Origin of the sequence: Embleya scabrispora DSM 41855, assembly GCF_000372745.1 — a bacterium.
GTDB lineage: Bacteria > Actinomycetota > Actinomycetes > Streptomycetales > Streptomycetaceae > Embleya > Embleya scabrispora.
Genome location: NZ_KB889684.1, coordinates 1 through 26,292 on the forward strand (window position 1 = coordinate 1; position 26,292 = coordinate 26,292).

General features: G+C 71.3%; 29 protein-coding genes and 2 pseudogenes. 14 read left to right on the forward strand and 17 right to left on the reverse strand.

Annotated elements, in window-relative coordinates; all coding sequences use genetic code 11:
* A partial coding sequence (locus A3IC_RS0130975) for a hypothetical protein (protein ID WP_020553969.1) occupies positions 1 to 508 on the reverse strand: 508 nt, incomplete at its 3' end.
* Positions 509 to 794: 286 nt separating this feature from the next.
* Between A3IC_RS0130975 and A3IC_RS0130980 the strand changes: the two genes are divergently transcribed.
* Positions 795 to 1,328, forward strand: a complete 534-nt coding sequence (locus tag A3IC_RS0130980; protein WP_020553970.1) for a DUF6817 domain-containing protein — start codon at positions 795 to 797, stop codon at positions 1,326 to 1,328.
* An 18-nt stretch (positions 1,329 to 1,346) separates the two neighbouring features.
* Here A3IC_RS0130980 and A3IC_RS0130985 read toward each other — a convergent pair whose 3' ends face one another.
* Positions 1,347 to 1,844, reverse strand: coding sequence for a VOC family protein (locus A3IC_RS0130985; protein WP_245599705.1), 498 nt, complete (start codon positions 1,842 to 1,844; stop codon positions 1,347 to 1,349).
* A gap of 135 nt (positions 1,845 to 1,979) precedes the next feature.
* On the opposite strand from A3IC_RS0130985, the gene A3IC_RS57455 reads away from it, so the two are divergent.
* Together A3IC_RS57455 and A3IC_RS0130995 are read left to right on the forward strand one after the other, a co-directional pair.
* The gene (locus A3IC_RS57455; protein WP_020553972.1) at positions 1,980 to 2,915 is read left to right on the forward strand and encodes a helix-turn-helix domain-containing protein; all 936 of its coding nucleotides are present in this window, start codon (positions 1,980 to 1,982) and stop codon (positions 2,913 to 2,915) included.
* Positions 2,916 to 3,128: 213 nt separating this feature from the next.
* Positions 3,129 to 3,941 (forward strand): alpha/beta fold hydrolase, encoded by an 813-nt coding sequence (locus A3IC_RS0130995; protein ID WP_020553973.1) that lies wholly within the window; start codon positions 3,129 to 3,131, stop codon positions 3,939 to 3,941.
* 110 nt (positions 3,942 to 4,051) lie between these two features.
* Here the strand turns inward: A3IC_RS0130995 and A3IC_RS0131000 are convergent, their stop codons facing one another.
* The 4 genes from A3IC_RS0131000 to A3IC_RS0131015 form a co-directional block, all read right to left on the reverse strand.
* A complete protein-coding gene (locus A3IC_RS0131000; protein ID WP_020553974.1) occupies positions 4,052 to 4,813 on the reverse strand; it encodes an SDR family NAD(P)-dependent oxidoreductase in 762 nt (253 codons plus the stop codon).
* A 65-nt stretch (positions 4,814 to 4,878) separates the two neighbouring features.
* On the reverse strand, positions 4,879 to 6,405 hold the full coding sequence (locus tag A3IC_RS0131005; RefSeq protein ID WP_020553975.1) for an MFS transporter: 1,527 nt from the start codon (positions 6,403 to 6,405) through the stop codon (positions 4,879 to 4,881).
* Positions 6,406 to 6,568: 163 nt separating this feature from the next.
* Positions 6,569 to 7,153, reverse strand: coding sequence for a TetR/AcrR family transcriptional regulator (locus A3IC_RS0131010; protein WP_020553976.1), 585 nt, complete (start codon positions 7,151 to 7,153; stop codon positions 6,569 to 6,571).
* Positions 7,154 to 7,301: 148 nt separating this feature from the next.
* Positions 7,302 to 8,333: a helix-turn-helix transcriptional regulator gene (locus tag A3IC_RS0131015; RefSeq protein ID WP_020553977.1), complete on the reverse strand. Its 1,032-nt coding sequence runs from the start codon at positions 8,331 to 8,333 to the stop codon at positions 7,302 to 7,304.
* 61 nt (positions 8,334 to 8,394) lie between these two features.
* On the opposite strand from A3IC_RS0131015, the gene A3IC_RS0131020 reads away from it, so the two are divergent.
* Positions 8,395 to 9,537, forward strand: a complete 1,143-nt coding sequence (locus A3IC_RS0131020; RefSeq protein WP_020553978.1) for a winged helix DNA-binding domain-containing protein — start codon at positions 8,395 to 8,397, stop codon at positions 9,535 to 9,537.
* 72 nt (positions 9,538 to 9,609) lie between these two features.
* Here A3IC_RS0131020 and A3IC_RS57460 read toward each other — a convergent pair whose 3' ends face one another.
* On the reverse strand, positions 9,610 to 10,152 hold the full coding sequence (locus A3IC_RS57460) for an anthrone oxygenase family protein (protein ID WP_020553979.1): 543 nt from the start codon (positions 10,150 to 10,152) through the stop codon (positions 9,610 to 9,612).
* Between the two features lie 146 nt (positions 10,153 to 10,298).
* Complete coding sequence (locus tag A3IC_RS0131030) at positions 10,299 to 10,778, reverse strand: hypothetical protein (protein WP_020553980.1); 480 nt, start codon at positions 10,776 to 10,778, stop codon at positions 10,299 to 10,301.
* Between the two features lie 124 nt (positions 10,779 to 10,902).
* Between A3IC_RS0131030 and A3IC_RS0131035 the strand changes: the two genes are divergently transcribed.
* Entirely contained in the window at positions 10,903 to 11,571 is a 669-nt protein-coding gene (locus tag A3IC_RS0131035) for a TetR/AcrR family transcriptional regulator (RefSeq protein WP_040877432.1), read from the forward strand.
* A gap of 2 nt (positions 11,572 to 11,573) precedes the next feature.
* Entirely contained in the window at positions 11,574 to 12,230 is a 657-nt protein-coding gene (locus A3IC_RS0131040; RefSeq protein WP_026218951.1) for an enoyl-CoA hydratase-related protein, read from the forward strand.
* A gap of 31 nt (positions 12,231 to 12,261) precedes the next feature.
* Here A3IC_RS0131040 and A3IC_RS0131045 read toward each other — a convergent pair whose 3' ends face one another.
* Positions 12,262 to 12,918, reverse strand: coding sequence for an MBL fold metallo-hydrolase (locus A3IC_RS0131045; RefSeq protein WP_020553983.1), 657 nt, complete (start codon positions 12,916 to 12,918; stop codon positions 12,262 to 12,264).
* Positions 12,919 to 13,069: 151 nt separating this feature from the next.
* Here A3IC_RS0131045 and A3IC_RS0131050 point away from each other — a divergent pair, with 151 nt between their 5' ends.
* Positions 13,070 to 13,936, forward strand: coding sequence for a spermidine synthase (locus tag A3IC_RS0131050; RefSeq protein WP_020553984.1), 867 nt, complete (start codon positions 13,070 to 13,072; stop codon positions 13,934 to 13,936).
* A 28-nt stretch (positions 13,937 to 13,964) separates the two neighbouring features.
* Here the strand turns inward: A3IC_RS0131050 and A3IC_RS0131055 are convergent, their stop codons facing one another.
* Positions 13,965 to 14,360, reverse strand: a complete 396-nt coding sequence (locus tag A3IC_RS0131055; RefSeq protein ID WP_026218952.1) for a nuclear transport factor 2 family protein — start codon at positions 14,358 to 14,360, stop codon at positions 13,965 to 13,967.
* Positions 14,361 to 14,416: 56 nt separating this feature from the next.
* A pseudogene (locus A3IC_RS0131060) lies at positions 14,417 to 15,004 on the reverse strand (GlxA family transcriptional regulator); the annotation flags it as partial.
* A gap of 8 nt (positions 15,005 to 15,012) precedes the next feature.
* Here A3IC_RS0131060 and A3IC_RS57465 point away from each other — a divergent pair.
* Both A3IC_RS57465 and A3IC_RS73110 read left to right on the forward strand, forming a co-directional pair.
* Positions 15,013 to 15,354, forward strand: a complete 342-nt coding sequence (locus A3IC_RS57465) for an imine reductase family protein (protein ID WP_020553987.1) — start codon at positions 15,013 to 15,015, stop codon at positions 15,352 to 15,354.
* Positions 15,355 to 15,575: 221 nt separating this feature from the next.
* Positions 15,576 to 15,884 carry a hypothetical protein gene (locus A3IC_RS73110; RefSeq protein WP_020553988.1) on the forward strand — a complete coding sequence of 103 codons (309 nt, stop codon included), beginning with the start codon at positions 15,576 to 15,578 and terminating at the stop codon, positions 15,882 to 15,884.
* Between the two features lie 30 nt (positions 15,885 to 15,914).
* Here the strand turns inward: A3IC_RS73110 and A3IC_RS0131075 are convergent, their stop codons facing one another.
* The gene (locus A3IC_RS0131075) at positions 15,915 to 16,589 is read right to left on the reverse strand and encodes a lysophospholipid acyltransferase family protein (RefSeq protein WP_245599713.1); all 675 of its coding nucleotides are present in this window, start codon (positions 16,587 to 16,589) and stop codon (positions 15,915 to 15,917) included.
* A gap of 160 nt (positions 16,590 to 16,749) precedes the next feature.
* Positions 16,750 to 17,376, reverse strand: coding sequence for a TetR/AcrR family transcriptional regulator (locus A3IC_RS0131080; RefSeq protein WP_321184071.1), 627 nt, complete (start codon positions 17,374 to 17,376; stop codon positions 16,750 to 16,752).
* 286 nt (positions 17,377 to 17,662) lie between these two features.
* Here A3IC_RS0131080 and A3IC_RS0131085 point away from each other — a divergent pair, with 286 nt between their 5' ends.
* Together A3IC_RS0131085 and A3IC_RS0131090 are read left to right on the forward strand one after the other, a co-directional pair.
* Complete coding sequence (locus A3IC_RS0131085) at positions 17,663 to 19,204, forward strand: APC family permease (protein WP_020553991.1); 1,542 nt, start codon at positions 17,663 to 17,665, stop codon at positions 19,202 to 19,204.
* A complete protein-coding gene (locus tag A3IC_RS0131090; RefSeq protein ID WP_020553992.1) occupies positions 19,201 to 20,904 on the forward strand; it encodes an amidohydrolase in 1,704 nt (567 codons plus the stop codon). Before A3IC_RS0131085 ends, A3IC_RS0131090 begins: the two co-directional genes overlap by 4 nt.
* A gap of 198 nt (positions 20,905 to 21,102) precedes the next feature.
* Here A3IC_RS0131090 and A3IC_RS73710 read toward each other — a convergent pair.
* A pseudogene (locus tag A3IC_RS73710) lies at positions 21,103 to 21,276 on the reverse strand (MmyB family transcriptional regulator); the annotation flags it as partial.
* An 87-nt stretch (positions 21,277 to 21,363) separates the two neighbouring features.
* Complete coding sequence (locus A3IC_RS73115) at positions 21,364 to 21,819, reverse strand: nuclear transport factor 2 family protein (RefSeq protein ID WP_026218954.1); 456 nt, start codon at positions 21,817 to 21,819, stop codon at positions 21,364 to 21,366.
* A 474-nt stretch (positions 21,820 to 22,293) separates the two neighbouring features.
* Between A3IC_RS73115 and A3IC_RS57475 the strand changes: the two genes are divergently transcribed.
* A complete protein-coding gene (locus tag A3IC_RS57475; protein WP_020553995.1) occupies positions 22,294 to 23,355 on the forward strand; it encodes a helix-turn-helix transcriptional regulator in 1,062 nt (353 codons plus the stop codon).
* Positions 23,356 to 23,909: 554 nt separating this feature from the next.
* Here A3IC_RS57475 and A3IC_RS70240 read toward each other — a convergent pair.
* Positions 23,910 to 24,629 (reverse strand): GNAT family N-acetyltransferase, encoded by a 720-nt coding sequence (locus A3IC_RS70240; protein ID WP_020553996.1) that lies wholly within the window; start codon positions 24,627 to 24,629, stop codon positions 23,910 to 23,912.
* 41 nt (positions 24,630 to 24,670) lie between these two features.
* Positions 24,671 to 25,261, reverse strand: coding sequence for a TetR/AcrR family transcriptional regulator (locus A3IC_RS0131115; RefSeq protein WP_020553997.1), 591 nt, complete (start codon positions 25,259 to 25,261; stop codon positions 24,671 to 24,673).
* A 387-nt stretch (positions 25,262 to 25,648) separates the two neighbouring features.
* On the opposite strand from A3IC_RS0131115, the gene A3IC_RS73120 reads away from it, so the two are divergent.
* Together A3IC_RS73120 and A3IC_RS73125 are read left to right on the forward strand one after the other, a co-directional pair.
* Positions 25,649 to 26,029, forward strand: coding sequence for a zinc-binding dehydrogenase (locus A3IC_RS73120; RefSeq protein ID WP_026218956.1), 381 nt, complete (start codon positions 25,649 to 25,651; stop codon positions 26,027 to 26,029).
* On the forward strand, positions 25,945 to 26,229 hold the full coding sequence (locus tag A3IC_RS73125) for a zinc-binding dehydrogenase (RefSeq protein WP_321184072.1): 285 nt from the start codon (positions 25,945 to 25,947) through the stop codon (positions 26,227 to 26,229). Before A3IC_RS73120 ends, A3IC_RS73125 begins: the two co-directional genes overlap by 85 nt.
* Positions 26,230 to 26,292: the final 63 nt, after the last annotated feature.

A 26,292-nucleotide genomic window follows, 5' to 3' on the forward strand; every position in this document is an offset into this window, starting at 1 on the left:
CGAAATCCGCCCGGTATGTGCTTTCGCCTTCGGTGATCAGGCTCGCCCAGCGGCTGGGGGCGGAACCCTCGACGTGTCGCAGGTCCGGGTACGCGTGTTCGATGTCGCCGATCACGAACCGCCACGGCTGCAGCCCGGCCACGCTCTCGACCGGCGGCGTCGTGGCGGGATCGGCTCGTACGAGCCACTCCTGCCAGACCCGCCCGTCGGGGCCGGTGAGGATCTCGAAGCGCAACTCCGGCCACAGCGGCAACACCCACCACTGCGCATCGGCGGTGAGATCCCCGATCCTGCGCTCGGCCCGGCCGGACGGCTCGCCGAGCGCGGCCCGGTACGCGCGGCCGGGGCCACCGACCGAGCGGCTGCGCACCATGCGCTGCCACTGCGCGTTGACCTCGCGCATCCGGGTGCGGGTGAATTCCAACTCGCGGATGGCGTCGGCGACCAGATCGGGTTGGTAATCGCCCATGCGCCGCAACAACACCAGACAGAACTGATCCGGTCCCACGCTGATCTCCGTACTCGTTCGCAGCCGGCCTCGACGTTATCCACAAAGCGGATGGCCGCGGCGTCATTCCCCGCAGGTTCGTTTCCGGCATGTCGTTCCCGATGCCGTGCCCGGCACCCGCACGTCGTCCACCGCATTGTGAACGCCGAGCAGAGCCCGGGCACCCCGCAACATGTATGCCCGAGGCCCTGGGATCTGACGGTTCGTCAGCGCTATCGTGAGCCCGAAGTCATCGGGCGGCCACCGGACAGTCGGCGCCGACCCATTACGTGGCAAGGGGTGGCACATGATCGTCGACTACATCCGGATGCTCGGCGGGGACCGCATCGAGCATCCCGGCGGAACCCTGCTGGCCCACCTGAGCCGGGTCGAGGCCCTGCTCGGCACCTGGGGCGCACGCCCCGAACTGCGCACCGCCGGCCTGTGTCACGCCTTCTACGGCACGGACGGCTTCGCGACCGCACTGCTCCCGCTGGACCGGCGCGCCGAACTCGCCGGCCGGATCGGCGTGGGCGCCGAGCGCATCGTGTACTTCTACGGCAGCTGCGACCGGGCCGCCAGCCACGGCACGCTGGTCGACGGCCCGTTCCGGGACCGGTTCACCGGCCGCACCTACCGGCCGAGCGAGGCCGAGCGACGCGACTTCGCCGAGCTCACCGCGGCCAACGAACTCGACATCGTCCGCGTCGTCCCGGAGCTTCGGGCGCAGTGGGGCGGGGAGCTTCGGGCCATGCTGGCCGGGTTCCGTCCGCTGCTCAGCGCCGCCGCCTGGGCCGAGTGCGAACGGGTGCTCGGGGACACCAGGGCCGGCATTCGGTAACCGGTACCTGCGCGGGAATCAGCGGCCCTCGGGCGTCGGGCGGTGCTCGACGTACTCGACGATCGTGCCGTCGGCATGCCGAGCGGTCACCCCCGAACCGGTGGGCACACGCCGCAGCGGTTCGAGGATCTCGGCGCCGGCCGCCGTCAGGCGTTCGAGGTAGGGCGCCAGTTCGGGGACGAGCAGGGTGCCGGTGGTGGACCGGAACCGCTCCACCGTGTCTGCGGCGCCCTCGATCAGCAGGAAGCCGCCCACGGCCGACAGCGCGATGCCGAATTCGCGGAAGGTGAACCACATGTCGCGCTCGACGCCTTGGAGGTCCTCGTAGAACCCGGTCGCGGCCTCCAGGCCACCGGGCTCGACGAAGACCCGCAGGAACGCGCGCGGCGCGGTGAGCATGGACGAGTCGTTGTTGCGACGCCACACGATGTCGGCGGTGGGATCGACTGCGTCGATGGCGGACCCGACGGCGGACCTGATGGTCGCGGGGGTTGTGGGGGTGGGCTCGCCGGTCATGGTTTCGGGTTCCTTGTCGGTGCGTCGGCCGATCGGGCGGCCGGTGTCGATGGGTACGGCCACCACCCTCGCGACGTCGCCCGGGCCGGGCCAGGCTCCGGTTCATACGGTGAGCAGCGGTCATAGGCTGGGTCGATGGCCACCGAGGACGAGCAGGATCGCCGGCGTGGGTTGGGCGGCTTCCAGCGCGCGCACCGCGAACTGCTCGCGCCCGAGGACGTCGGACTGCCCCGATCGCCGCGCCGGCGCACACCGGGCCTGCGCCGCGAGGAGGTCGCCGCCCTGTCGGGGGTCGGGGTGGCCTGGTACACGTGGCTGGAACAGGGCCGGGTGGACACCTCGCGCCAGGTGCTCGAATCGGTGGCCCGGGCTTTGCGCCTGGACGCCGACGCACGCCGGCACGTCCTCGAACTCGCCGGCTTCCACGTGCCGGCCGACTCGGGCCCGGCGCCGGCCGACGCCCTGCGGGCGATGGTCGAGAGCCGGCCGACCAGTCCGGCGCTCGTGCTCGACCGAGCCCTGGACGTACTGGCCTGGAACGACGCCTGGCGGGCGGTTCGGCCCGATCCGGCGGCCGTGCCGATCGCGCGTCGCAACCTGCTGCTCATGCTGCTGACCGACCCTGCCCACGAGGCGGGATTCCCCGAGCGGGAGGCGATCGCCCTCGACCTGGTCCGGCACCTGCGCACCCGCCCCGACGACGCGCGCGGGCGCACCGTCGCGACACAACTACTGGTCGAGCGCCCGGACTTGTCGGCATGGTGGCGATGCCGTGCGGTGGGCGTGTTCGCGGCTCGGACGGTGCGGATTCGCGAGACCGCGACGGGGCCGGTCGCGGCGCCGGCCGGGGCGGACCGGGCGGCCGAGGGGTACGCGACGGGGGGCGTTGCACTGCGCTTCACGATGTCCTTGCTGCTGCCGGCGGAGGCGCCCGAGACCACGGTGCTGCTCTGGACACCCGCGGACGCGGTGACGGCCGCCCACATGGTGAACCGGACGACCGGCGCCCACTCGACGGCGGAGCGGCCGGCGGCGTCGAGGAGCAGGAGCCCGTGTCCCTCACGTGGGTGAGTCGATCGCCGCCCGTGGTGCCGAACGTCGACGACGGTGCGAACGAGAGTCGTCGGCGTCGAGCGCACCTCGGCCAGTCGGTGGGCCCGGTCCGCGAGTGCGCTCGGGGCGAGCGCCCGGGCCGCCGGGGTGGGAAACCGGGTTCGCCGGACGGGGCGTTGCTCGCGTCCGTAGCGTTGGGATGCAGCGGTTCCCGCACAGAAGGCAGGTCCCATGGAATCCGGCACGCTGGCGGTACCCGGAGCCGACCTCTACTACGAGGTTCGCGGCTCCGGACCGGTCCTGTTATTGATCAACGGCAGCAACGGGGACACCGGGCTGTTCTCGGCGCTGGGCGATCGCCTGGCCGATCGCCACACCGTGGTCGCGTACGACCGACGTGGCAACTCCCGTAGCCGGCTCACCGGTCCGCCCGGCGAACAGCGCATCGACGAGCACGCCGACGACGCGCATCGGTTGCTCCGCGCCCTCACTTCCGAACCCGCCGCCGTCTTCGGGACCAGCTCCGGTGCCACGATCGGTCTCGACCTGCTCGCTCGACATCCCGAACAGGTCGACTTGCTGATCGCCCACGAGCCTTTCGTGTTGGGGCTGTTGCCCGAGCCGAAGCAGTGGCACGAGAGGTTCGACAACGTCTGCGAGCTGTACCGGACCGACGGCGTGCAGGCCGCGATGGGCGAACTCAGCGCGCTGTTCGGGCTGGCCGGCCCGCCGGAACCGACACCGGACCTGCCGGCTCCGGTGCGGGAGTTGATCGAACGGGTGCAGGCCAACGTGCATTTCAATCTGTCCTGGGAACTCTCGTCGTTCGCCCGCTTCGAACCGGACTTCACCGCGCTGCGGCGCGCCCCGCTGGTGCCGGTGGTCTCGAACGAGGGTGCGCAGACGCTGCTTCACCGCACCACGGCACTGCTTGCCGAGCGCCTCGACCTCCCGGTCGTGGAGTTCCCGACCGATCACGTGGGCTACGTGTTGCGGCCGGACGAGTTCGCCGCGGCACTGGTCGAGGTGCTCGACCGGGAATAGTCAAACGGCCGGTCGGACCAAGGTGGTTCGGCACGTCGAGCGGAATGCCGAGGTGGCCCGGCCGCGTCGGGTGACGGCGGCCGAGCCGGGGCTGGGAATTCGTACTGCCGTCAGGCGCTGGCCCCGCCGTCGAGGACGAGGTCCGTGCCGACCGCGAAGCCGGCCTCGTCGGAGGCCAAGTACAGGACGGCAGACGCGAGTTCGGCCAGTGTGCCGACCCGGCCGGACGGGTTCTCGCCCCTCATCCGGTCCGCGCGATCGGCCTCGCTCTCGCCGGGACGCAGCGACATCGTGGTGGCCAGCGGGCCGGGGCTGACCGCGTTGATCCGCACGCCCTCGCCGATGTGGTCGAGTGCTGCGCCGCGGGTGAGGGCGCTCACGGCGGCCTTGGAGGTGACGTACGCGCCGAGGTTGGCGAGTCGGGCGTGGGCGCCGAGGTTGGACGCGATGTTCACGATGGCCCCGCCGCCGTTGGCCCGCATGTAGCCGATCTCGTGCTTCATCGAGAGCCACGTGCCGGTTACGTTGACATCGAGGGTGGTCCGGAAATCCCTTTCGTCGAGGTCGGCGAGCGGGCCCACACCCTGGATCACGCCCGCGTTGTTGACGGCGACGTCGAGGCCGCCGAACAACTCGACCGTGCGGGCGACGAGGGCTGCCAGGCTCGGCGAGTCGGTGACGTCGGCGGTGACGGCCGCGCCGCGTCCGCCCTCGGCCTCGATCAACCGCACGGTCTCCGCCAGCGGCGCGGCACTGCGGCCCGCGACCACGACGGCGGCGCCCTCGCGCGCGAAGGCGAGTGCGATCTCCCGACCGGCCCCCGTGCCGGCGCCGGTGACGAGGACGGTCTTGGCGGTGAAACGTGCGGACATGGTGGTTCTCCCGGGTCTTGATTGGTTGGTTGGTCGGTCGGTGGGTTGGTGGGTTGGTCTGTCGGTCAGTTGGTTCGGGGGCTTTCCGGTTCGCGGGCCGAGCCGTGTTCTTGGTCGCCGTCCCGGTCGCGGACCAGGGGGGACGCCACCACGGCGGCCAGGAGGAAGACCGCCCCGGCCGTGCCGAAGGCCCAGGCGTAGCCGGCGATCGCGTCGGCGCGAGTCGCGGCCACCGACATCAGCGCGGCCAGGCCGACGGTGGGCCCGAGTTCCATTGCGGTGTTCAGCACGCCGCCGGCCAGGCCCGCTCGGTGGGCGGGGACGTCCCGGGTGGTCAGGACGGCGGTGCCGGCGAAGATCAGGGCGGCGCCGACGGGCAGCAGGATCAGGCCCGGGAGGAGGTCGGGGGCGTACCGGGCGCCCTCGTCCAGGCGAGTGAGCAGGAGCAGGCCCGCGCCGCCGATCAGCAAGCCCGCCACGGTGATTCGGCCCGGACCGTATCGGCCGATCAATGGCCCGGCCGCTCGACCGGCCGCGATCAGCGCGAGGGTGAACGGTACGAACGCGCCGGCGGTCGCGAGTGGTGACCAGGCGCGGTCCTGTTGGAGGTGGAGCGAGATCAGGAAGCTGACCAGGCCGGTGCCGGTGGCCGCGAGCAGTACTCCGACCAGTCCCAGGATCCGGCGCGGGTCGCGGACGAAGCCCGGCGGGAGGAGCGGGTCGGCCACCCGCCGTTCGACGGCCGCGAACGCGGCGAGCAGCATCGCGCCGACGCCGAGTGGGGCGAGTACCGCCGCCGACGTCCAGGCGTGGTCGCCGGTGACGGTCAGGCCGTAGCCCGCCAGGGTGATGCCGACCGTGGCCAGGATCGCGCCGAGCGGATCGAGACCGGGACGGCCGCCCGGCTCGGCCGACGGGTGGGCGGTGGGCCCGGCGTACGTCGACTTCCCGTTCGGCAGGAGACGCGGTGTCAGGAGTAGGGCCACCACGGCCACGGTGACCGGTATGGCGAACATCCAGCGCCAGGACACCCAGGTCGTGAGCACGCCCGAGGCGAGATTGCCGAACGCGGCGCCCAGTACGGACAGGCCACCCCAGGTCGCCATCGCCCGCCGGTACGCGCCCGGTTCGGGGTACACCGCGCGCAGCACCGCCATCGCGGCCGGCGCGGTCAACGCGGCTCCCAGGCCCTGCCCGAAGCGAACCGCGATCAGCACGGCGAAGCCTGGCGCGAACGCGGCGATCGTCGACGCGAGGCCGAACACGAGCAGGCCCACCCCGAACATCGGGCGTCCGCCGTACCGATCCGCAAGCCGACCGCCGAACAACAACAGCCCGCTGAACGGCAGCCCGTACGCGGCACTGAGCAGCACCAGGTCGGCCGAATCCAGGCCGAACTCCCGGCCGATGTCGGGCAAGGGCACGCCGATGGCGGTGATGGTGAAGATCAGCGTGGCCTGCACGGTGCCGAGTACGGCGAAGGCGACGGTGGCGTGCGGGGCCGGGGTGGGAGAGGGGGCGGAGGTCGTGGATGTGTTCGTGGCGCTTTGGGGATCGAGGCGCGATGTCGTGCTCGTGCCACTGCCAGTCATGTAGGTACCCCCGGTCGCCTTTAATAGATCGATCGTTCTGGAATGAGGGCATGCTTACGGTGGTCGCGTGGCCGGATGCGGATGCGGATGCGGATGCGGATGCGGAATCGGGGTCGGCTGCCGATCGGCGCGTGGTGCCCGGTGCGTGGTTCGGGTGCGTGGTTCAGGTGAGCAGTACGAGTGCCTGCCGGGTCGCGTCCCGCAGTCGGACGGAGTCCGGGCCGGCCTTGCCGACCACGCGCATCCCCTGCAGCAAAACCAACAGGAAGCGGGCCAGCACCTGGGGGTCCCGATCCGGACCCAGTTCGCCCTGCGCCCTGGCCCGGGTGAGTGCGACGGTCAGATTGGTCTCCATCTGACTCCAGCCGTACTCGACGATCCGCGCGGCACCCGCGTCGTGCGCGGCGAGTTCGGCGGCGGTGTTGGTCAGGAAGCAGCCGAGCAGCCGACTCGGCTCCTCGGCCGCCTCGCGGGCGAACCGCTCGACCAGTGCCCGAACGGCCGGCAATACCGGGCCCGGCTGGGACAACTCCTCGAACAACTCCGGGTTGCGGCTCTCCCGGTAGCGGTCGAGTGCCGCGAGGTAGAGGTCGTGCTTGTTGCCGAACGTCGCGTAGATGCTCGCTCGGGCGATGCCGAGGCGAGCCACGAGGTCCGCCATCGAGGTCGCCTCGTAGCCGCGCTCCCAGAAGAGTTCGAGAGCGGACTGCAAGGCGGCGTCGGGATCGAATTCCTTGGTCCTGGCCACGGCATGACTCTAAGGCATTCGAGAACGGGCGGTCAATAAAGATCGACCGGCCGGGACACGTCGGGCCGGCGGGTGGGTGGGTCCGCCCGCTTGAGGGCTGCGGGACGCCCGGGGCGGCTCGGCCGTCGTGGGCCCCGATGAGCCGCTCTCAACCTGCCGCTCGACTCCAGCGCCCGGCCAATCGGGCGACCCGGTGCAGGAGTTCGGGTGGGCTTTCGACGGTGAAGTCGAGATCGAGGAAGGCGAGACGGATCGCCAGCGCGTCGATCGAGGACGCCCCGGTGGTCAACCGGCACGTCCGCGTGTCGATCGCCTCCAGGACGCCGTCGGTCGCACCGATCCGGGCCGCGGCGAGTTCCGGCGAGGCATGCAGGAGCACGGTCGCGTGATGTGCGAAGGCGTGCGTGGAGATGCCGGCGCGGATGTACGCCGCGATGTCCCGGTCCGGCAGCGGACGCGGCGCGAAGCGCGGGCCGGTCGGCGGACGCAGCCGGATCCGGTCCACGCGATACGTACGCCAGTCGGTCCGGTCGAGGTCCCAGGCCAGCAGGTACCAGCGGCGTCCCGTGCAGGCGATTCGGTGCGGCTCGGCCGTGCGGACGGCCTCGCGGCCGTCGTGGGTGCGGTAGTCGAAGCGGAGCGTTCGGGCGGAGCGGCACGCCGCCGCGATCGCGGCCAGGTCGGCGGGGGCCACCGTCTCGCCGCACACCGGCAGCGACACGGTGACCGCGTCGAGTGCGTCGACCCGGTGGCGCACCCGGGCGGGCAGCGCCTGTTCGAGCTTGGCCAGCGCCCGGGCCGAGGTCGGCTCGATCCCGGCGACCGTACCGCCGACCGCGGTGCGCAGGCCCGTCACGATCGCGACCGCCTCGTCGTCGTCCAAGAGGGGCGGCGGCGACGGACCGCCCGCGTCGAGCCGATAGCCGCCGGACGACCCGCGGACCGGGTAACCCGCGGCGCGCAGTCGTTGCACGTCGCGCCGGACGGTTCGGGGGCTGACGCCCAGGTGCGCGGCGAGTCGGGGACCGGTCCACCCCGGCGCATCGGGTGGGAGGGGCCGGTCGGCGCGGTCGCGGCGCTTCGATCGCGACTGTTGCTCGGGGTCGGACCGTTGCTCGGGTCGGGATCGGAGGAGGGACAGCAGACGAAGCAGGCGGGTCGTACTCTCCAGCGTGTCCATGTGATCAGCGTGGCGTCGAATGAGGCAGGTTTCCGTCCGCATTCGCTTCTAGTCTTCGTGCATGGAGATCACCACTCTCAGCACCCGTCGACTCAATCGCGCGCTGCTCGAACGTCAGTTGTTGACCCGGCGGCACCCGATATCGGCGGAGGCGGCGATCACACACCTGGTCGGCATGCAGGCGCAGGCCCCGCACCCGCCGTACATCGGCCTGTGGACCCGCCTGGCCGACTTCAGGCCGACCGAACTGGCCGACCTGCTGACCGACCGCCGCGTCGTGCGCCTGGGCCTGATGCGCGGCACGGTGCACCTGGTGACCGCCGCGGACTGCCTCACGCTCCGGCCCGTCGTGCAGTCGATCTACGACGTGGACCTGTACCGCAATGCCCTGCACGGACTCGGTGAATCGAACGTCGATGTAGCCGAACTCGTAATCGCAGGGCGGGAGTTGATGGCCGAGCAACCGCTGACCGCCAAGGCGCTCGGGGTTGCGCTCGCGGAACGTTTCCCGGACGAGGACCCTAAGGCCCTCGCGCACGCGCTGCGCAGCCAGGCGCCCCTGGTCCAGGTCCCGCCGCGGGCGTTGTGGGGCCGCAGCGGTCAATCCGCCTGTACCACCGCCGAACACTGGTTGGGCCGGTCACTGGCGGCCGAAACCGCCCCGGACGCCATGCTGTTGCGCTACCTGGCGGCCTTCGGCCCGGCCACGATCGCCGACATGCAGGCCTGGTCCGGCCTGAGCGGGTTGCGCGCGGCGGTCGATCGGCTCCGTCCGAGCCTGGCCGTCTACCGGGACGAGGCCGGCCGCGAACTCTACGACATCCCCGACGCTCCGCTGCCACCCGAGGACGCCCCGGCTCCGGTTCGGTTCCTCCCGGAGTTCGACAACATCCTCCTCTCCCACGCCGATCGCGCCCGGATCATCTCCGAGGAGGACCGCAAACGCCTCTTCACCGTCAACGGCATCATTCGGGCAACCTTTTTGGTGGACGGCATGGTTGCGGGCATGTGGCGGCTCACCCGAGGCGGCAAACCGGTCTCGGCGGGCTCTCCCGCCGCCGTCCGCCCGTCCGGCCCGCCCCTTGTCCTGGACGTGCAACCCTTCCGCCCGATCTCCAAGGAAACCGAGGCGGCCCTGACCGCCGAAGCCACCCGCCTGCCGGCCTTCAGCACCCCACACGACCACGAGATCCGCTTCGCCTGAGCGGGCCCGGCCAGGTCCGAGCGTGATGGGCCCTCGCGGGCGGCGATCGGTCCGGGACGGGTCGGCGGGAGGTCAGACGCGGTTGCGGCGGTGCAGGCGCAGGGCCTTGAGCATGGCGACGGCGGCGGCGGTGGAGAGTGCGGCGCGGATGCCGTTCCAGATGTTCCAGGTGCTCTCGAAGTCGGCGCGGGACTTGCCCGGGTCGACGCTGCCGGCGTGGGCGAGTGCCTGGTTGAGCGGGACGTTGATGCCGGAGGTGGTCAGCACGGTGGTGGTGTACAGGGCGAGGGCGGCCAGGGTCCAGCGCAGGACGGTGGCGGCGGTCGTGTGCTTGCGCAGTTTCCAGGCGGCGATGGCCGGTGCGGCGAGGGCTGCGGTGAAGACGGTGAAGAAGAGCGGGTTCTCGATGCCGGTGTTGATCTGCTGCATCGAGTGCACGAAGTCGGCGTCGTCCTTGGTGCCGAGCAGCGGCATGACGACGGTGGAGAAGGCGACGTAGGTGCCGGCCATGAGGGTGTTGGCCACGGCGCCGGCGGTGAGCCAGCGACCGACGGTGTCGCGGGTGGTGCTGATCGCGTCGGTGCCGGCGAGGAGGGTGCGGTCGATGGCGGCCATGGTGAACTCCCTTGAGAATGAAGGTTGTCGGTGGGGTTCGGCCTGCGGTTTCCGCGTTTTGCCGTCCCGTTCTTCGATGTCTCAAGACTGTCGTGCGCGCTCGCCTCGAACAACGGCCGATCTCGGAACCGTGGTTAACCCCCGGGTTACCGATGCCGGGGGCGATCGCGGTTCGCGGTGGTGGCCGGTACGCGGGTGCCCCGGAGGAGCGCGGTCGGGTCGTGGGCCGGGCCGTGGCCCGCGGGTGCGGCGGGACGGAGTGTCGGCGGGTCCGCCGTGTCGGCCAGGAGCCGCGTGATGCGGCCGAAGGCGATCGTGGATCGGGCCGGGAGGATGTGCGATTCCAGGAGATCGCCGGCGTCGCGCCAAGCACGGGTTCGGACGAGGGCGTGCAGCAGGTAGGCATGGTCGTTGTGCGCGGTGCGGCTGCCGGGGATGCGGCCCGCGGCGGCTTGTTCGAACAGGGGGATGGCCTGCATCGCGAGTTGGGACAGGGCGAAGTGTTCGGCGGAGCGATCACCGGCCAGGCGCGCCGTCCGGACGGCCCGAGTGGTCGGTCGATGGGACAACTCGTGCCGATCGGCGTCGTAGGCGAGCCGGCGGGCGATCTGTTGGGCTTCCGCCACGGCTGCCAGTCTGTCCCGGGACGGCCCGCCGACCAGGCCGGCTTTTGTAGGCGGGAGCGGTCGGCGGTGACATGTGCGGCAGTCGGGGGATGTTATGGAGCGACTGCTCTGTTATGGTCTCGGCATGCCGCGTCCTCGGGTTCACGATCTTGATCGGCTGCTGGACGTGGCCGAGCGGCTGGTGGCCGATGGTGGGCCGGAGCGGTTCACCGTGCGGTCGTTGGCGGTTGCCTCGGGGGTGTCCAATGGGGCGATCTATCACGCGTTCGGGTCGCTGCCGGTGATGCTCGGACGGGTGTGGTCGCGCGCGGCGGGCGACTTCCTGGACCTGCAGACGGAACTCGTCGACGCGGTGTGGTCGGACGGGCCCGAGAGCGGTGTTCGGGCGGTGGTGGCCGCGGCGAGCGCGCCCGCGGTGTTCGCGGATCGACGACCCGAGGCGGCTCGGTTGCTCATGGGCGTGCGTCGCGAGCAGTTGCTCGGTCCCGAGGTGCCGCAGGAGTCGGCCGAGGCGCTGTTCGCCCTGGACAAGCGGGTGTTGGCACTGCTCACCCGGCTGGCGCGGGGAATGTGGGGCCGGGCGGACGGGCCGAGTGTCGAGGTGGTGACGCTGTGTGTGGTCGATCTGCCGACGGCCGTGTTCCGCCGGGAACTGACCGGGCCGGCCGTCGATGGTCGGCCCCGGGTCGGCGCCGACAGCCGAGAACGTTTGGCGGCCGCGGTCCGCGCGGTGCTCGCCCTCCCGCTGCCGCCCCCGCATGCCGGGCGCACGGCGGCTTCCGGAAAGGAATGACCATGCCCGAACTCCGCCACGAGGACACCGTCTTCGTCCTGGACCTCGGCGACGACGAGAACCGATTCGCGCCGGATTGGCTGAAGAGCGTGCACGCCCTGCTCGACACGGTCGTCGCGCACCCCGAGCCGGCCGTCCTGGTCACCACGGGAGAGGGCAAGTTCTACTCCAACGGCCTCGACCTGGACTGGTTGGCCGAGCACGGCGACCAAATGGTGCCCTACGTCGCCGACGTCGAGGACCTGCTGGCCCGAATGCTCACGCTGCCGGTCCCGACCATCGCCGCGGTGAACGGCCACGCGTTCGGGGCCGGCGCGATGTTCGCGATCGCCCACGACTTCCGGATCATGCGGGCCGACCGCGGCTACTTCTGCTTCCCCGAGGTCGACATCCGGATCCCCTTCTCGCCCGGCATGGCCGCGCTCGTCCAGGCCAAGCTGACCCCGGCCGCCGCCGTCGCCTCGATGACCACCGGACAGCGCTTCGGCGGCGTCCGGGCGCAGGAGGTCGGGTTGGTCGACGACGTCGCCGACGAGGCGGGCCTGGTCGAGGCGGCCACGGCCCGGATACGGCCGCTGGCGGGCAAGGATCGCACCACCCTGGGCGTGATCAAGTCGACCATGTACGCGGCTGCGGCGGCGGCGCTCACCACCCGCTGAGGGGCTCGGGGCGTGCGGTGCGCGTGCGGTGTCAGGTGCCGGGGAGCGAGGTGCTCTCACCCGGGGCCAGGCGTCGGACGGGACGGGTGTCGGAGCCGGCGAGTTGACCGAGGATGCGCTCGGCGAGGGCGAGGCCGGTGTCGTTGTACACGCCGTCGTGGATCAGGAACGCCTGTGCCGGGGCGACCGCGCGGACGTAGTCGGCGGCGTCGCCGAGTTTGAGCCAGGGGGCGCCCGCCGGCACCAGCAGCGTGGGCACCGCTTCCCCGGGGAGGGTGAACGCGTCGCCGGGGTGGAAGACGCGGCCGTCGATCAGGAAGCCGACGTTGTCGATGACGGCGATGTCGGGGTGGATCACGGCGTGCTTCTCGCCGTGTACGTGCACCGCCACGCCCTGCGCGCCGCCGATCTCGAATGTGTCGCCGTGTGTCACCGCGTGGATTCGGCCGGCCAGGTCGGGGAACTGCGCGGCGACGGCGGGATTGGTCCAGATCTCCAGGTCCGGATTGGCCGCGGCGGCGGCCCGAAGCGTGTCGGGGACCACGTGGTCGAAGTGCTCGTGGGTGATCAGTACGGCGTCGGCCCCGACCATCGCGTCGGGTTCGCTGAAGGCACCGGGGTCGATCACGATGGTGCCCCGATCCGTGGTCAGACGTACGCACGCGTGGCCGAGCTTGGTGAACTGCATGGCCGCCTCCTGGGTGGGTTCCGTTTCGTGAAGCCTGTTCGGTGCTGCGGTGCTGCGGCGCTGCGGTGCCTGTTGCCGCTGCCCGGGTCGATCATGCCAAGGCAATCGATGCCGGGGCGGGGAGGGGGCGCGGCTGGGAGACAATCGATGCATGTACGACGACCAGCAAGAACCGACCGAGTCGATTCCGGTGGGGCGGGCGACGGATCTCGGTGCGGCGTTGCTGATGCCCGACATCGACCGGCCCCACGCGTGGCTGCTCACGCTCAACGATTCGCCGCAGTCGTACGTGGATCTCGACCGGCCCGAGCACCTGGAATTCGAGTACACGCGGCGCCTCGGCCACGTCGTCGACCTCGTGGCCGAACAGGGTGCGCCGATTGCCGCGCTGCATCTGGGCGGCGGTGGCCTGACGTTGCCCCGCTACATCGCGGCCACCCGGCCCGGCTCGGCGCAGACCGTCGCCGAACTCGACGGCGAACTGGTGGCGTTGGTGCTGGAGCATCTGCCGTTGCCGGAGGGCGAGAGCATGGCCATACACACGGGCGACGCCCGTGCCGAGCTGACGGCGCGGTCCGACGACTCGGCCGATCTGGTGATCGCCGACGTATTCGGGGGAGCGCAGGTGCCCGCTCACCTGACGTCGCGCGAGTTCGCCGCCGAGGCGGCTCGGGTGTTGCGGCCCGGCGGGGTGTACGCGGCCAATATCGCCGATGGCGGGGACCTCGACTTCTCGCGGGCCCAAGTGGCCACCCTGCGGGCGGTGTTCCCGGAGGTGGCGTTGATGGCCGAGCCGGGCGTGTTGCGTGGCAGGCGCTTCGGCAACCTCGTCGTCGTGGCGTCCACGATCACGCTGCCGGTGTCGCAGTTGGCCCGGCGTACGGCCGGCGACGACACGCCTGCCCGGGTGCTCTCCGGGATCGAGGCCCGGGTGTTCTCGCGGGATGTCGCGCCGGTGACGGACGAGACCGCAACCCCGTCGCCGGCTCCGCCCGGGGGTACGTTCCGCATCGGATGAGTGGGCGCCGGACCCGCGACCGGTCGGTTCAGGCCCAGAAGTCCTCCGCCGCCGCCATGTCCTCGACGCACTCGTCGAGGTCGGTGATCTTCTCGCCGACGACGCGGAACACGATGCCGCCCACCTGGTCGAGCGTCTTGCCCGCTCGCTCGCCGGTGGCTCGATGTACCGACATCACGTGGCCACGACCGTCGACGAAGAGGTGTTGCAACTCGACCCGGAAGGTGCCGTTCGTCTCGGTGGCGAGCTGTACGTAGTAGCCGAGGACCGCGTCCGCGCCCTTGAAGTCGCCCGACAGCGCGTGGTCGCCGGGGACGTGGTGCGCACAGTCGGTCGTCATCATCGCGCGCAGGGTGTCCATATCGCCGCGCGAGAACGCCTCGTAGCCCCGACGAATCAATGCGGCGTGTGCATGTTCAGCCATGGCATTTCGCCACCTTCCGCAATAGACATGGAGGAATGGCTGACCACTCCACCCTGTCACTCCACACGTCGCCGGTCCACTCCCCTGTCGGCTCGGGTTCGGTCGGCCGCGGGTGAGGTGAAGGCGCGGCGGTAGTCGGCGGGGGAGATGCCCAGGCGGCCGGCGAAGTGGCGGCGGAGGTTGGCGGCGGTGCCCAGACCGCTGCGTTCACCGATCTGCTCGACGGGGAGGTCGGTGGTCTCCAAAAGCGATTGGGCCCGGGCCAGGCGCTGGGTGAGCAGCCATTGGAGCGGAGTGGTGCCGGTGGCGGCCTGGAGACGGCGAAAGAAGGTGCGCGGACTCATCCGTGCCCGGCGGGCCAGGTCCTCGACGGTGAGCGGACGGTCGAGGTGGGCGCCGGCCCAGTGCAGGACCGGGGCCAGGCCCTCGTCGTCGGCGGTGGGGACGGACAGGTCCACGAACTGGGCCTGGCCGCCGGGTCGATGGGCCTGGACCACCATCCGGCGGGCGAGCTGGTTGGCGATGTGGGCGCCCAGGTCGGTGCGCACGATGTGCAGGCACAGGTCGAGGCCCGCGGTCATGCCGGCGCTGGTGAGTACGGTGCCGTCGTCGACGTAGAGCACGCTGTCGTCGACGGTGACCTTCCGGGGTGATGTGGGCGGCGCTGACCGGCTGGCTGCACGGTTCCGCCGTGGTCGGCGCCGACGGGGTGAGCGCGGCCGACTTCACGCCGGTCGCCAACCGCTGGTTGACGCACGCCGTGGCCGGCTTCATCGGCGAGTACGCCAGGCAGGTCGACGCGGGCGCCTACCCCGGCGACGACGCCACACTGGACGTGCACCTCGCGACGATGGATCACCTGGTCCACGCGAGCCGGGCGCGCGATATCGACACCACGCTCGCGGAGCTGTACCGCGGGTACACCAGGCGGGCGATCGCAGCCGGGCACGGCTCGGACGGCTACGCCCGGCTGATCGAGGGGCTCCGCAAGTGAACGCGCCGGAACCGACGAGGCCGCCTGGGCCCGCGAGGCCGACGACGAGCGGTCCTGTCGGCAACTGCTCGACCACATCGTGCTGGGCCTGGTCGGCTACGCGGGTCTGCTGATCGCGCGGCCGACCGATCGCTACATCACGCTCTTCGCCTCGCTCGATCCGCCGGCGCCCATCGACGCATGTTCGGACGGGCCGCGCCGGGACGCTGCTCGCGGCGACCGTGCGCGAGACACCGCCCGAGGTCCGCGCGTGGCATCCGTGGGGCCATGCGGATCGGACCGGATTCGCCGCGATGGGCGTGGCCGAACTCCTCCTGCACACGTACGACGTCACCCGGGCCCTCGGCCTCGCCTGGTCGCCGCCGGACGAACTCGCCGCCCCGGCGCTCGCCCGACTGTTCCCCGACGCGCCCGCGGTTGCGGGCGACGCCCCGGCCGACGTGCTGCTGTGGCGCACGGGCCGGGGCGACCTGCCGGGCCGGCCGCGGATCCCGGCCGGCGCGTGGCGGTGGGACGGGCGGGTGCGCTGAGGCGCACCCGCAGGTCCGAAGCACTCGGGCTCAGACCTCCGCCGGTGTCTCGTTGTACACGCCCGCGTAGTCCTGACCCGACAACTTCTGGATCGCTTCCATGATCTCGTCGGTGATCTCGCGCCGGGCCCGGGCCACGTCCTTGCGCTCGTAGTGGTGCGAGAAATCGAGCGGTTCGCCGAAGCGGATGAGCGCGCGCGGCGACAACTTCGGGATGTTCGAGCCGATCGGCTGGACCTGGTCCGTGCCGATGATCCCGACCGGCACCACCGGGCAACGCGCGGCGAGCGCGAGCCACGCGACGCCGGTCCTGCCTCGGTACAGCCGGCCGTCGCGAGAGCGGGTGCCCTCGGGGTAGATCCCGAACGCGTCGCCGCGTTCGAGCACCGAGAGCGCGGTCTCCAGGGCGGCCTTCGCCGCGCTGTGCGTGCCTCGGGGCACCGGGACGGCACCGATTCCGGAGAAGAACGCCTTGCCGACCCGGCCCTTGAGCCCGGGGCCGTCGAAATATTCGGCCTTGGCGAGGAACGACACCTTGCGCGGCATGACCACGGGGATCGCGACGCTGTCAACGAACGACAGGTGGTTGCTGGCGATGATGACCGGGCCGGTCATCGGTACGTTCTCGCGGCCCTCGGTGTGCGGGCGATAGATCGCCTTCGCGGTGGGCGCCACGACGCCATGCATGAACTTGTCGATCAGCACGGATCCCCCGTGGGAGTGGGTGAGGTCTGGAAACACGCGCCACCTTATCGAGTCTGCGGCACCCCCTACGACGCATGTACCCACCTGCACTGTTGACGCAGTGTCAAATGTTCGTCACGACACCGATCGTGATCGGCTATACCGCCCCGCCCGACCGCGTTCACACCCGCCGAGCGAGCGATTCCAGCACCAGGTCGAGCACATCCTCGAACGGACTGCCCGCCATCTCCTCGGCCAGGTGCCTGCGAACCGTGCCGATCGCCGGGTAGTCCGCCTTGGGCAGCGTGTTGTACGTCTCCTCCCAGGATCGGTCGTCGGCCGCCCGCACCTCGGGTGCGAGTGCGGTGTAGGACGCCTCCAGGGCCGCGTGCGCCAGGACGGTGTCGATGAACGCGCGGTAGTAGCGAACCGCGTCGGCGGGGGAGAAGCCCGCCGAGAGCAGCAGGGAGACCCCCATCTCCACGGCCCGGAACTCGTTGTGCCGCCGGGTCACCCGGGCCGCCGCGATCGCGGCCACGCGCGGGTGGCGCAGATAGCCGTCGCGCACCCGCAGGCCCAGCTCGCGCAGCGACGCCACCCAGTCGGGGCCCGGCCGGTAGCCCACCAGGGTCTCGCCGATCAGGAAGTCGGCGATCGCGAGCAGCAGGTCGTCGGTGCTGCGGAAATACCGATAGATGGCGGTGGGGTCGCACCCGAGCGCGGCGCCGAGCTTGCGTACGGTCAGCGCCTCCGCGCCTTGGTGTCCGATCAGGCGTACCGCACAATCAACAATGACATCATCGGACAAAACCGTCCCCGACTTGGTCGGCCGGCGACGGCGACGTTCACCCACGACCCGATCCGCCCGGTCCGCTTGATCCCCCCGGTCCACATGCTCCATGCGTTCCACTCGTTTCTCCGCGACCGGTTCGGCGTGCGCCGAGCCCGGTTCCCGGTGTCTCGGTCCGAATGCCACCGTCCTGCGCGTCACCGCCCTCGCGTGCATCTTATGTCAACACCATTGACGTAATTCTGACGCAGGCTGTTTCATCGGCGTCCACCCCCTGTCAGCTTTAGCCTCCCTTGGAGCGCCGATGTCCACGAACCTGCCCCGGGACGATCAACCGCCCGCGCTGCGCAAGTCGCTCGGTGTCGTCGACGGCATCGCGGTCGCCGCGTCCAGCACGGCGGCCACCACCAGCATCGGCGTCGGCATGGGCAGCCTGGCCGCCACCGTCGGGTTGGCCACGCCGGCCATCATCCTGATCGCCTTCCTGCCCATGCTCGGCATCGCCGGCGCGTACGCCCGACTCAACCGGGTCGAGCCGAACTGCGGCAGCGGCTACGTCTGGGTCGGCAAGTCGATCGGCCCGTACTCCGGGTTCCTCACCGGTTGGGTCGCGCTCGCCGGATCGATCATCTTCCTCGCGTACACCAGCGCGATCACCGGCTCGGTGCTGCTCCAGTTCGCCAACAAGGCCGGCTGGCACGAGTTCGCCGGGCTGGCCCTGGACCCGAACTCGACCAAGCTCAGCACCGTCCTGGGTCTGGTCGTCCTGGTCGTGGTCACCGTGCTCGCGATCACCGGCGTGCACCAGGCGACCCGGTTGCAGACCTTCCTGCTCGTCTTCGAGTACTCGGTGCTGCTGATCTTCTGCGTCTGGGCGATCGCCTCCGGCGAGCAGCCGTTCTCGTTCTCCTGGTTCAACCCGTTCGAGATCGACTCGGCCTCGGACTTCGCCCAGGGCCTGGTGCTCGCGGTGTTCTTCTTCTGGGGCTGGGACGCGGCGTTCAGCGTCACCGAGGAGACCAAGAACCCCGAGGACTCCGCGCGCGGCGGATTGATCGCGCTGTTCGTGATGCTCGGCATGTTCCTGCTCGGTGCGATCGCCTTCCAGCGCGTGATGACCGCCCCGGAACTGGCCGAGAACGGGCCGCAGGGCCTGACCTTCCTGGGCGCGCACCTCGCCGCCGACCCGTGGGCGAGCCTGCCGCTGCTCGCGCTGATCTTCTCCGCGATCGCCTCCCTGCAGTCCGGCGTCATTCCCACCGCGCGTGGCATGCTGGCGATGGGCCGCGACCAGACGCTCGGCAAGGTGTGGACCCGGATCCACCCGACCTTCGGATCGCCCGCGATCGGCACGATGTTGATCATGGCGATCGCCGCCGGCACCGCCGTCCTGGCCATCGGCATCCCCAAGCTCAACGACATGATCCTGGCCGCGGTCAACTCGATCGGCCTGATCGTCGCCTTCTACTACGGCCTGACCGCCATCGCCTGCGCGGTCCGCTTCTGGCCGACGCTGCGCACCGACCGGCGTGAGGGCGTGCGCGCCGTGGTCATCCCCGGGCTGAGCGGGCTGGCGCTGCTGGGTGTCGGGGCCTACCTCTCCTACGACTACCTGACCATGAGCGACAGCTTCGAACTCAGCCCCGACAACGGCTGGTTCATGTTCTCCGTGCCGGTGGTGGTGATCCTCAGCGGGCTGGGCTTCGCCGCGTACGCCAAGTACGTACGCAAGTCGGCCTACTTCGAGACCGGCCGGGGCACCGACGGCGACTCGATCGAGCTGCCGATGGACCGCTACAACGACGCCGCCGATTTCGACGCGTTCAACTCCAAGGGAATCGCATGAGCACGACCGAGCAGACCGCTTCCGCCGCTTCCTTTGCGGCCCCTGCCTTCGCGGCCCCTGCCTTCGCTTCGGGCGTCGCCGACGTCGTCTTCACCGGCGGCCCGGTGTACACCGTCGACGCGGCGCGCAGCCGGGCGAGCTCCGTGGCCGTGCGCGACGGGCGGATCGTCGCGGTCGGGCACGACGAGGTGCGCGAGCTGATCGGCGATCGCACCGAGGTCGTCGATCTCGCGGGCAGGCTGCTGATTCCCGGCTTCCAGGACGCGCACGTGCACCCGGTGGGCGGCGGCGTCGAAATGGGTCAGTGCGACCTGTCCGAGTACGAGACGCTCGCCGAATACCGGCAGGTGGTGCGGGCCTACGCCGACGCCAACCCGGACCTCGAATGGATCACCGGCGGCGGCTGGTCGATGGAGGCGTTCCCGGGCGGCCTGCCGCACCGGTCGATGCTCGACGACCTGGTCTCGGACCGGCCGGTGTACCTGCCCAACCGGGACCACCACGGCGCGTGGGCCAACGGCGTGGCGCTGCGGCTGGCGGGCATCACCCGGGACACCCCGGATCCGGCCGACGGCCGGATCGAGCGCGACCCGGACGGTGAACCGACGGGCGTGCTCCAGGAGGGCGCGGCCGACCTGATCGGCCGGCTGCTGCCGCCGCTCACCGCCGAGGACCAGGTGGCCGGCCTGCTCCGGGCACAGCGGTTGCTGCACTCGCTGGGCATCACCGCCTGGCAGGACGCGCTGCTCGGCGCGCACGCGAACATCAGCGACGCGAGCGCCGCGTACCTGACGGCGATGGACCGCGGGCTGCTGACCGCGCGCGTGGTCGGCTCGCTGTGGTGGCAGCGCGACCGGGGGATCGAGCAGATCGACGAACTGCGCGCGCGTCGCGCCGCGGGCACGCGCGGACGGTTGTCCTGTACGACCGTCAAGATCATGCAGGACGGCGTCGCGGAGAACTTCACCGCCGCGATGCTCAGCCCGTATCTGACGTCGTGCGGATGCGCCTCCGACAACAGCGGGATCAGCTTCATCGAGCCGGAGGCGCTGCGGCGATACGTCACGGCCCTGGACGCGGACGACTTCCAGGTGCACTTCCACGCACTGGGCGACCGCGCGGTCCGGGAGGCGCTGGACGCGGTGGCCGCGATGCGCGCGGCGAACGGGTGGAAGGACACCCGGCCGCACCTGGCCCACCTCCAAGTGGTGCACCCGGCCGACATCACCCGGTTCCGCGAACTCGGGGCGAGTGCGAACATGCAGCCGCTGTGGGCCGCGCACGAGCCGCAGATGGACACGTTGACCATCCCGTTCCTGGGCGCGGAGCGGGCCGCGTGGCAGTACCCGTTCGGCGCGCTGGCGCGCAGCGGTGCGACGTTGGTCGCGGGCAGTGACTGGCCGGTGTCCAGCCCGGACCCGATCCAGGGCATCCACGTGGCGGTGAACCGGCGGATCCACGGGTCGGACTCGCCGGCCTTCTTCCCGGAACAGCGGCTCGACCTGCACACCGCGCTCGCGGCGTACACGGCGGGCAGCGCGTACGTGAACCACCTGGACGCCACGGGCAGCATCGTGGTGGGCAAGCACGCGGACCTCGTGGTGCTCGACCGCGACCCGTTCGCAGCGCCGGAGAGCGAGATTGGCGCGACGCGGGTGTCGGAGACGTTCGTGGGTGGGGAGCGGGTGTTCGGGAGGTAGGGCTCGACCGGGGTGTGGTCGGGGCCGAGTCCGGGCCCCGGTGCGGATGCGGGTGTGGTCGGGCCCGAATCCGGGCGGGGCCGACCACGGTCGGGTTCGGTCCTGGTCGAGACGGATCGTCGGGCGTGGCCGGGACGGGTCGCCGGCCTGCCGAGTGGCGTCACGGACGAGTTCGGCGATCCGTTCCCGGTGTGGTGGCTCGGCGGTGAAGGTGACGATCTTCTGGTCCGGCCGGTCGGCGACCCGAAGCACCACGTGGGTGAGGTCGAGGCGCCCCAACAGCGGGTGGCGAAGGCGCTTTCGGCCCGAGGACAGCGCGCTCACGTCGTATCGGGGCCACCACGCGTCCGCCTCCGGCCCGGCGGCGCGCAGCCGTGAGGCCGACGGCGGGCTGCTCGTGCCTGCCGCCGGCCGGGCGCGGGATTGGTGCGGGCGGGCTTCGGGTGGATCGCGGTCCGGTCAGTCGGCGGCGGTGTGGGCCCGAGCCACCGTGAGGCTGTCCTCGTATACGTGGTAGCGGCTGATCAGGCCCGCCTCGACGGTGACGTGCAGCGCGCACCGCGCCCGGTAGGCCGTACCGGTGGACGCGGCCGTACGCCGGATCTCGGTCAGCAGGACCGCCTCGGGCCCGTCGACCAGGATCCGCAGGTCGGGTCCGGCGACCGGATCGTCGCCCTCCCGGGGGTGGTCGTCGGTGTGCGCGGCGGCCAGTTCGCGAAAGTGCGCGGCGACATCGGCGCGCGTCGAACGCTGCCGGATCCACGGCGTCGACGGGTGGCCCTCGGCAGGCCAGTCGAGCAGCCAGTCCACGTTGTCGGCGAACAGTTCGGCGATCCGATCCGGCTCGCCCGACCCGACGCGGCGCACGAACTCGGCGACGACGGCATCCGTACCGGGCGTCGGGTCGGTCGACACGGTGAACTGGTGGTCGTGCCGGATCCGGCCGTCCGGACCGAGTCGCGCGACCACCCTCCCGGTCCACGCCACATCGCCGCCGGCCGCCGGAACCATGTAGGTCGTGAAGGTGATCGCGCCGTGGTGGCCGACCGCGTCCTCGGCCGAGCGGAAGACGAAACCGCCCTTGTCGACCAGCTGTTCGTAGGCATCGGTGATGCGATCCAGCAGCGCGTGGTGCCCGATGTGTTCCCCGGACGAGATGGTCTGGATCCCGTCCGGCGCCCACAGCGCCTCGACGGCGGCCCGCCTGGCGCCCGGGTCCGGCTCGTTCCACACGGCCACGTAACGGTCGACGAACGCGTCGATGTCGACATCGATGTCGGTGGGGGTGGCGGGAACGGTCTTGTCGGTGGTGTGGATGGCGTTCATGGACGGGAACGTAGACGTGGTCCACTGACACGTTGTGTCAGTGGAGTCGGGCAGACTTCCCGGATGCGGGCGAGTCGGCTGGTCTCCATCCTGTTGCTGTTGCAGACCCGGGGGCGGGTCACCGCGCGGGAGATCGCGGAGACCCTGGAGGTCTCCGTCCGGACGATCTACCGGGACATGGAGTCGCTGAGCGCGGCCGGGGTGCCGCTGTACGCGGATCCGGGCCATCGCGGCGGATACGAACTGCTCGACGGTTTCCGCACCCGACTGACCGGCCTCACCACCGGCGAGGCCGAATCGTTGTTCCTCACCGGCCTGCCGACCGCGGCCGCCGATCTGGGCCTCGGCTCGGCGGTGACCGCCGCGCACCTGAAGCTGATGGCCGCGCTCCCGCCCGAACTGCGGGACCGCGCCGGGCGGATCGCCGAGTGCTTCCACCTCGACGCGCCCTCCTGGTATGGCGCCGAGGACCACACCCCACACCTGGCCGAGGCCGCGGATGCGGTGTGGAACCGGCGACGGCTGCGCATCCGCTATCTGCGCTGGGCCGAGCCGCACGAGAACACGCGGGTGGTGGCTCCGTACGGCGTGGTGCTCAAGGCGGGCGCCTGGTATCTCGTGGCGGGGCATGTGGAGGCGTACGGGCAGGGGCGCGTCGAGGCGGAGGCGGCAGCGCGGGGCGGGACGGGGGCGCGGATCCGTACGTACCGGGTGTCGCGAATCCTGGACCTCGACGCCCTCGCGGAGACGTTCGAGCGACCGGCCGGGTTCGCGTTGGCCGGGTACTGGGAGGAGTACCTGGACAGGTTCGACCGCCGCCGGCATCGCGCGTCGGCGACTGTGCGGATGTCGCCGATCGCGATGAAGCGGCTGACGGACGTGCTGGAGCCGGTCGTCGTACGCGCGGCCCACACGAGCGCCACCCGCCCCGACGCCGACGGCTGGGTCGAGGTCGTCCTTCCGATCGAGTCGGTCGACTCGGCGATCACGACCCTCCTGCCGTTCGGCGGCGAGGCGGAGGTGCTCGGGCCACCGGAACTGCGGGCGGGGATGCGTGCCTCGGCGACGGCGTTGGCACGGGTGTACGGGGGGCGTGATGCGGAGGCCGATGGCGATCGGTGGTGATCGGGCGGATCGCGAAGATCCGGCGGAGGGGACGACCGGACGCGGTTACCAGCCGCACGCCGGCCGCGCACCAACCGGATGAGGGACTTCCGGATATTGCATTTTTTGCCGTGGCTATACGAATTCCGGCCACGGGATGCCGGTCCGACGTGCACAATCAAGCCTTTGCCCGTGGATCATGAACGACGCCGGACCCGATGGGCCCGTCGCCTTTCGTGCCACGGGCATGACCATCCCGTACGCAACCGACACGTTGGCGAGGCGGGTTGTGGCTCGGAGCACAACCCGAAGTCGCGGACGACGAGGCCGGATCATAGGGTCGCGAGCATGGCGATTCGCGAGCCTGCCGGGTGATCGAGTGGACCGAGGGGCCACCGGATCGCATGGTTGGACGCCCGAGTGATCAAATGTCCGAGTGACTCTGCGGGGCGCACGTCCGATCCGCCCGCGTCCCGCAGTTGGCCCGATGATTGGGCCGGGCCAGGGCCCGTCCATCCCGATCCCGCCGCGTCGCGCCCGGCGGGATCGGGGGACGGGCTCCGGTGCGTCCGACGTCATCGGGCCGGCGTCGGGTGCGACGCGCCCCGGTCGAGATCGCGCGACCAGGCCACCTCGCGGTCGAGTTGGCCACTCGCGCGGAACAGGGTCACCTGGTGAGTGTCGGCCAGGACCGTCGCGAGGCGGGTACGATCGGCCGGCTCGAAGCCCAACCGCTGCCAGAACGGACCTGATCGGCGACTGAACAGCCACGCCCGTCGGGCGCCGGCCGCAGCAGCGCGATCGAGTGCGAAGTGGGCCAGTTCCAGCCCCAGACCGCGCCCCCGGGCATCCCGATCCACCGCGACGCTACGAATGAGCGCATGATCACCGGCGGCTGACAACTCGTACCCGGTGCTGCCGCGCACCTTCCCGCCGCCGTCCCGAAGCAGCCACAACCGCACACCGGCCGCATCGAGCCCACTGAGCGTGAGATCGGCACGCATGAGGAAGTCGTGCAGGTCGGGGAGGTCGGCGGGGGTGAGGGGCGCGAGGGCGGATGCGGCGATTCCGACGAAGGGGGCGGGGTCGCCGGCGCGTGGCCCGCCGGGCTGCGTGGGCTGCGCGGGCTGCGTGGGCGCCCAAGCGTGCCCGGTTCCTGTGGTGTCCGTGGTGTCCGTGGTGTTCGTGGTGTTCGTGGCGTCCACCGATTTCCGAGTGCGGTCGGCGTCGGCGAGTCCCCTGGAACCCCCGGTGCACGTGGCTTCGTCCGCGTCTACCGCTGCCCTGACGTCCATGGCGTCCTCCGTGCGATCCGATACGACAGTCGAGGTGGGGGTCAGGGCTTCGGGGCGGGGGCTGAGCGCAGTAGCGCGGTGGTCAGGGAGCGGACCGAGGTGGTGAGGCGCTCGGGGCCGCCGTTGTCGACGATGTGGCGGACCAGGTCGGCGTCGAACATGCCGAGGAGGGCGTGGGCCGCGAAGTCGACGTCCAGGTCCGGGTGGGAGCGGGTGAGCAGGTCGGTGATGTGGGCGTGCCAGCGTAGGTAGGTCGGATCGGTGTACTTGTCCTCGGCGCAGGCGCGTTCGTGCGCGGCCAGCAGGACGATGTTGCCGGCGGCGAGTTCGGCGAGGGCATCGAGGAAGGCCGGGAGGCGCACCTCGGCGGGGGATTCCGGGCCCAGTGGTGGCGGGCCGGTGGCGATTGCCTCGCTGAGGAGGAGGGCGCGCTCTTCCAGCAGAGCGCGGAGCAGGCCCGTGCGGTTGCCGAAGCGGCGGAACACAGTGCCCTTGCCGACGCCGGCCTCCGCCGCGACCTTGTCGAGGGAGACGTACTCGAAGCCGTGCTCGGCCAGCAGGACTTCGGCTGCGTGCAGGATGGCGCGGCGGTTGCGCGTGGCATCGGCGCGCTCGTGAACCGGCTGGGACACAGGGGCTCCTGGGGCGGGGTGGGTCACGCGACGGGTGATCGGACGGGCCGTCGGGCGGGCATCGCACCTTGAACAATCGGACTGACAGTCCGCATATTACCCCGGGGTCTATCCGGACTGATGGTCCGAATAGGCACGGGTGGTGACCGTGGAGTCCACACGGCCGGCCGGCGGTCGATGCGATCGGCGGCCGGCCGTGCGATCGAGGGGGCCGGTATGGCTGTTCGTGCTCTGATTGTCGATCCGGAGGCGCCGGGCGGGATTCGGGAGGCCGAGATCCCCGAGCCGGCACCGGGGCCGGTCAGGTGTTGGTCGAGGTGCGGCATGTGTCGGTCAACCATGGTGATGTGCGCACGGACGTGTGGCCGGCCGGGACGGTGCCGGGCCATGACGCGGCGGGCGTGGTGGTTCGGGCGGCGGCGGATGGACGTGGGCCGGCGGGTACTGATCACCGGTGCGGCCGGTGGCGTGGGTCGGATGGCGGTGCAACTCGCGGCGCGAGCCGGCGCGCGGGTGATCGCGTCCGTCGGCACCCCGGAACGCGGCGCCGGGCTGGTCGAACTCGGCGCGGCCGAGGTCGTGGTGGGCCTGGACGGGGTCGACGAGCCGTTGGATGTGGTGCTCGACAACGTCGGCGGGCCGCAACTGGTGGCCGTCTGGCGGCTGTTGGCGCCCGGGGGAACGTGCAGAGCATTGGTTGGGCCTCGGGGGAAGCGGCGGTTTTCCCGCCCTGTTCGACGTTCGCGTCGGGGGTGGCTCGGACGTTGAGCTCCTTCGGTGACGCGAGCGACCCGGGGCCCGACCTCGCCACGCCGGTCGGGCTGGTGGCCTCCGGCGAACTGGTCGTCGAGATCGGTCTGCGTGAGCCGTGGGAGCGGGTGGCGCGGGCGTTCGCGGCGCTCGCGGGACGACGGGTGGCGGGGAAGGCGGTGCTCGACGTGGCGCCGGCCGAGATCGAGCGGGTTTGAGGGCGTCGGCCCGGGGACGACCCGGGCGTGCCGGCGTTCGCGGTGCGCGCGGTGGCGGGTGCA

Bases quoted from the DNA above. Each gene is read 5' to 3' on its own strand.
- A3IC_RS0130980 (WP_020553970.1), top strand. From the start codon at position 795: ATGATCGTCGACTACATCCGGATGCTCGGCGGGGACCGCATCGAGCAT.
- A3IC_RS0130985 (WP_245599705.1), bottom strand. From the start codon at position 1,844: ATGACCGGCGAGCCCACCCCCACAACCCCCGCGACCATCAGGTCCGCC.
- A3IC_RS57455 (WP_020553972.1), top strand. From the start codon at position 1,980: ATGGCCACCGAGGACGAGCAGGATCGCCGGCGTGGGTTGGGCGGCTTC.
- A3IC_RS0130995 (WP_020553973.1), top strand. From the start codon at position 3,129: ATGGAATCCGGCACGCTGGCGGTACCCGGAGCCGACCTCTACTACGAG.
- A3IC_RS0131000 (WP_020553974.1), bottom strand. From the start codon at position 4,813: ATGTCCGCACGTTTCACCGCCAAGACCGTCCTCGTCACCGGCGCCGGC.
- A3IC_RS0131005 (WP_020553975.1), bottom strand. From the start codon at position 6,405: ATGACTGGCAGTGGCACGAGCACGACATCGCGCCTCGATCCCCAAAGC.
- A3IC_RS0131015 (WP_020553977.1), bottom strand. From the start codon at position 8,333: ATGGACACGCTGGAGAGTACGACCCGCCTGCTTCGTCTGCTGTCCCTC.
- A3IC_RS0131020 (WP_020553978.1), top strand. From the start codon at position 8,395: ATGGAGATCACCACTCTCAGCACCCGTCGACTCAATCGCGCGCTGCTC.
- A3IC_RS57460 (WP_020553979.1), bottom strand. From the start codon at position 10,152: ATGGCCGCCATCGACCGCACCCTCCTCGCCGGCACCGACGCGATCAGC.
- A3IC_RS0131035 (WP_040877432.1), top strand. From the start codon at position 10,903: ATGCCGCGTCCTCGGGTTCACGATCTTGATCGGCTGCTGGACGTGGCC.
- A3IC_RS0131040 (WP_026218951.1), top strand. From the start codon at position 11,574: ATGCCCGAACTCCGCCACGAGGACACCGTCTTCGTCCTGGACCTCGGC.
- A3IC_RS0131045 (WP_020553983.1), bottom strand. From the start codon at position 12,918: ATGCAGTTCACCAAGCTCGGCCACGCGTGCGTACGTCTGACCACGGAT.
- A3IC_RS0131050 (WP_020553984.1), top strand. From the start codon at position 13,070: ATGTACGACGACCAGCAAGAACCGACCGAGTCGATTCCGGTGGGGCGG.
- A3IC_RS0131055 (WP_026218952.1), bottom strand. From the start codon at position 14,360: ATGGCTGAACATGCACACGCCGCATTGATTCGTCGGGGCTACGAGGCG.
- A3IC_RS57465 (WP_020553987.1), top strand. From the start codon at position 15,013: ATGTGGGCGGCGCTGACCGGCTGGCTGCACGGTTCCGCCGTGGTCGGC.
- A3IC_RS0131085 (WP_020553991.1), top strand. From the start codon at position 17,663: ATGTCCACGAACCTGCCCCGGGACGATCAACCGCCCGCGCTGCGCAAG.
- A3IC_RS0131090 (WP_020553992.1), top strand. From the start codon at position 19,201: ATGAGCACGACCGAGCAGACCGCTTCCGCCGCTTCCTTTGCGGCCCCT.
- A3IC_RS57475 (WP_020553995.1), top strand. From the start codon at position 22,294: ATGCGGGCGAGTCGGCTGGTCTCCATCCTGTTGCTGTTGCAGACCCGG.
- A3IC_RS70240 (WP_020553996.1), bottom strand. From the start codon at position 24,629: ATGGACGTCAGGGCAGCGGTAGACGCGGACGAAGCCACGTGCACCGGG.
- A3IC_RS73120 (WP_026218956.1), top strand. From the start codon at position 25,649: ATGACGCGGCGGGCGTGGTGGTTCGGGCGGCGGCGGATGGACGTGGGC.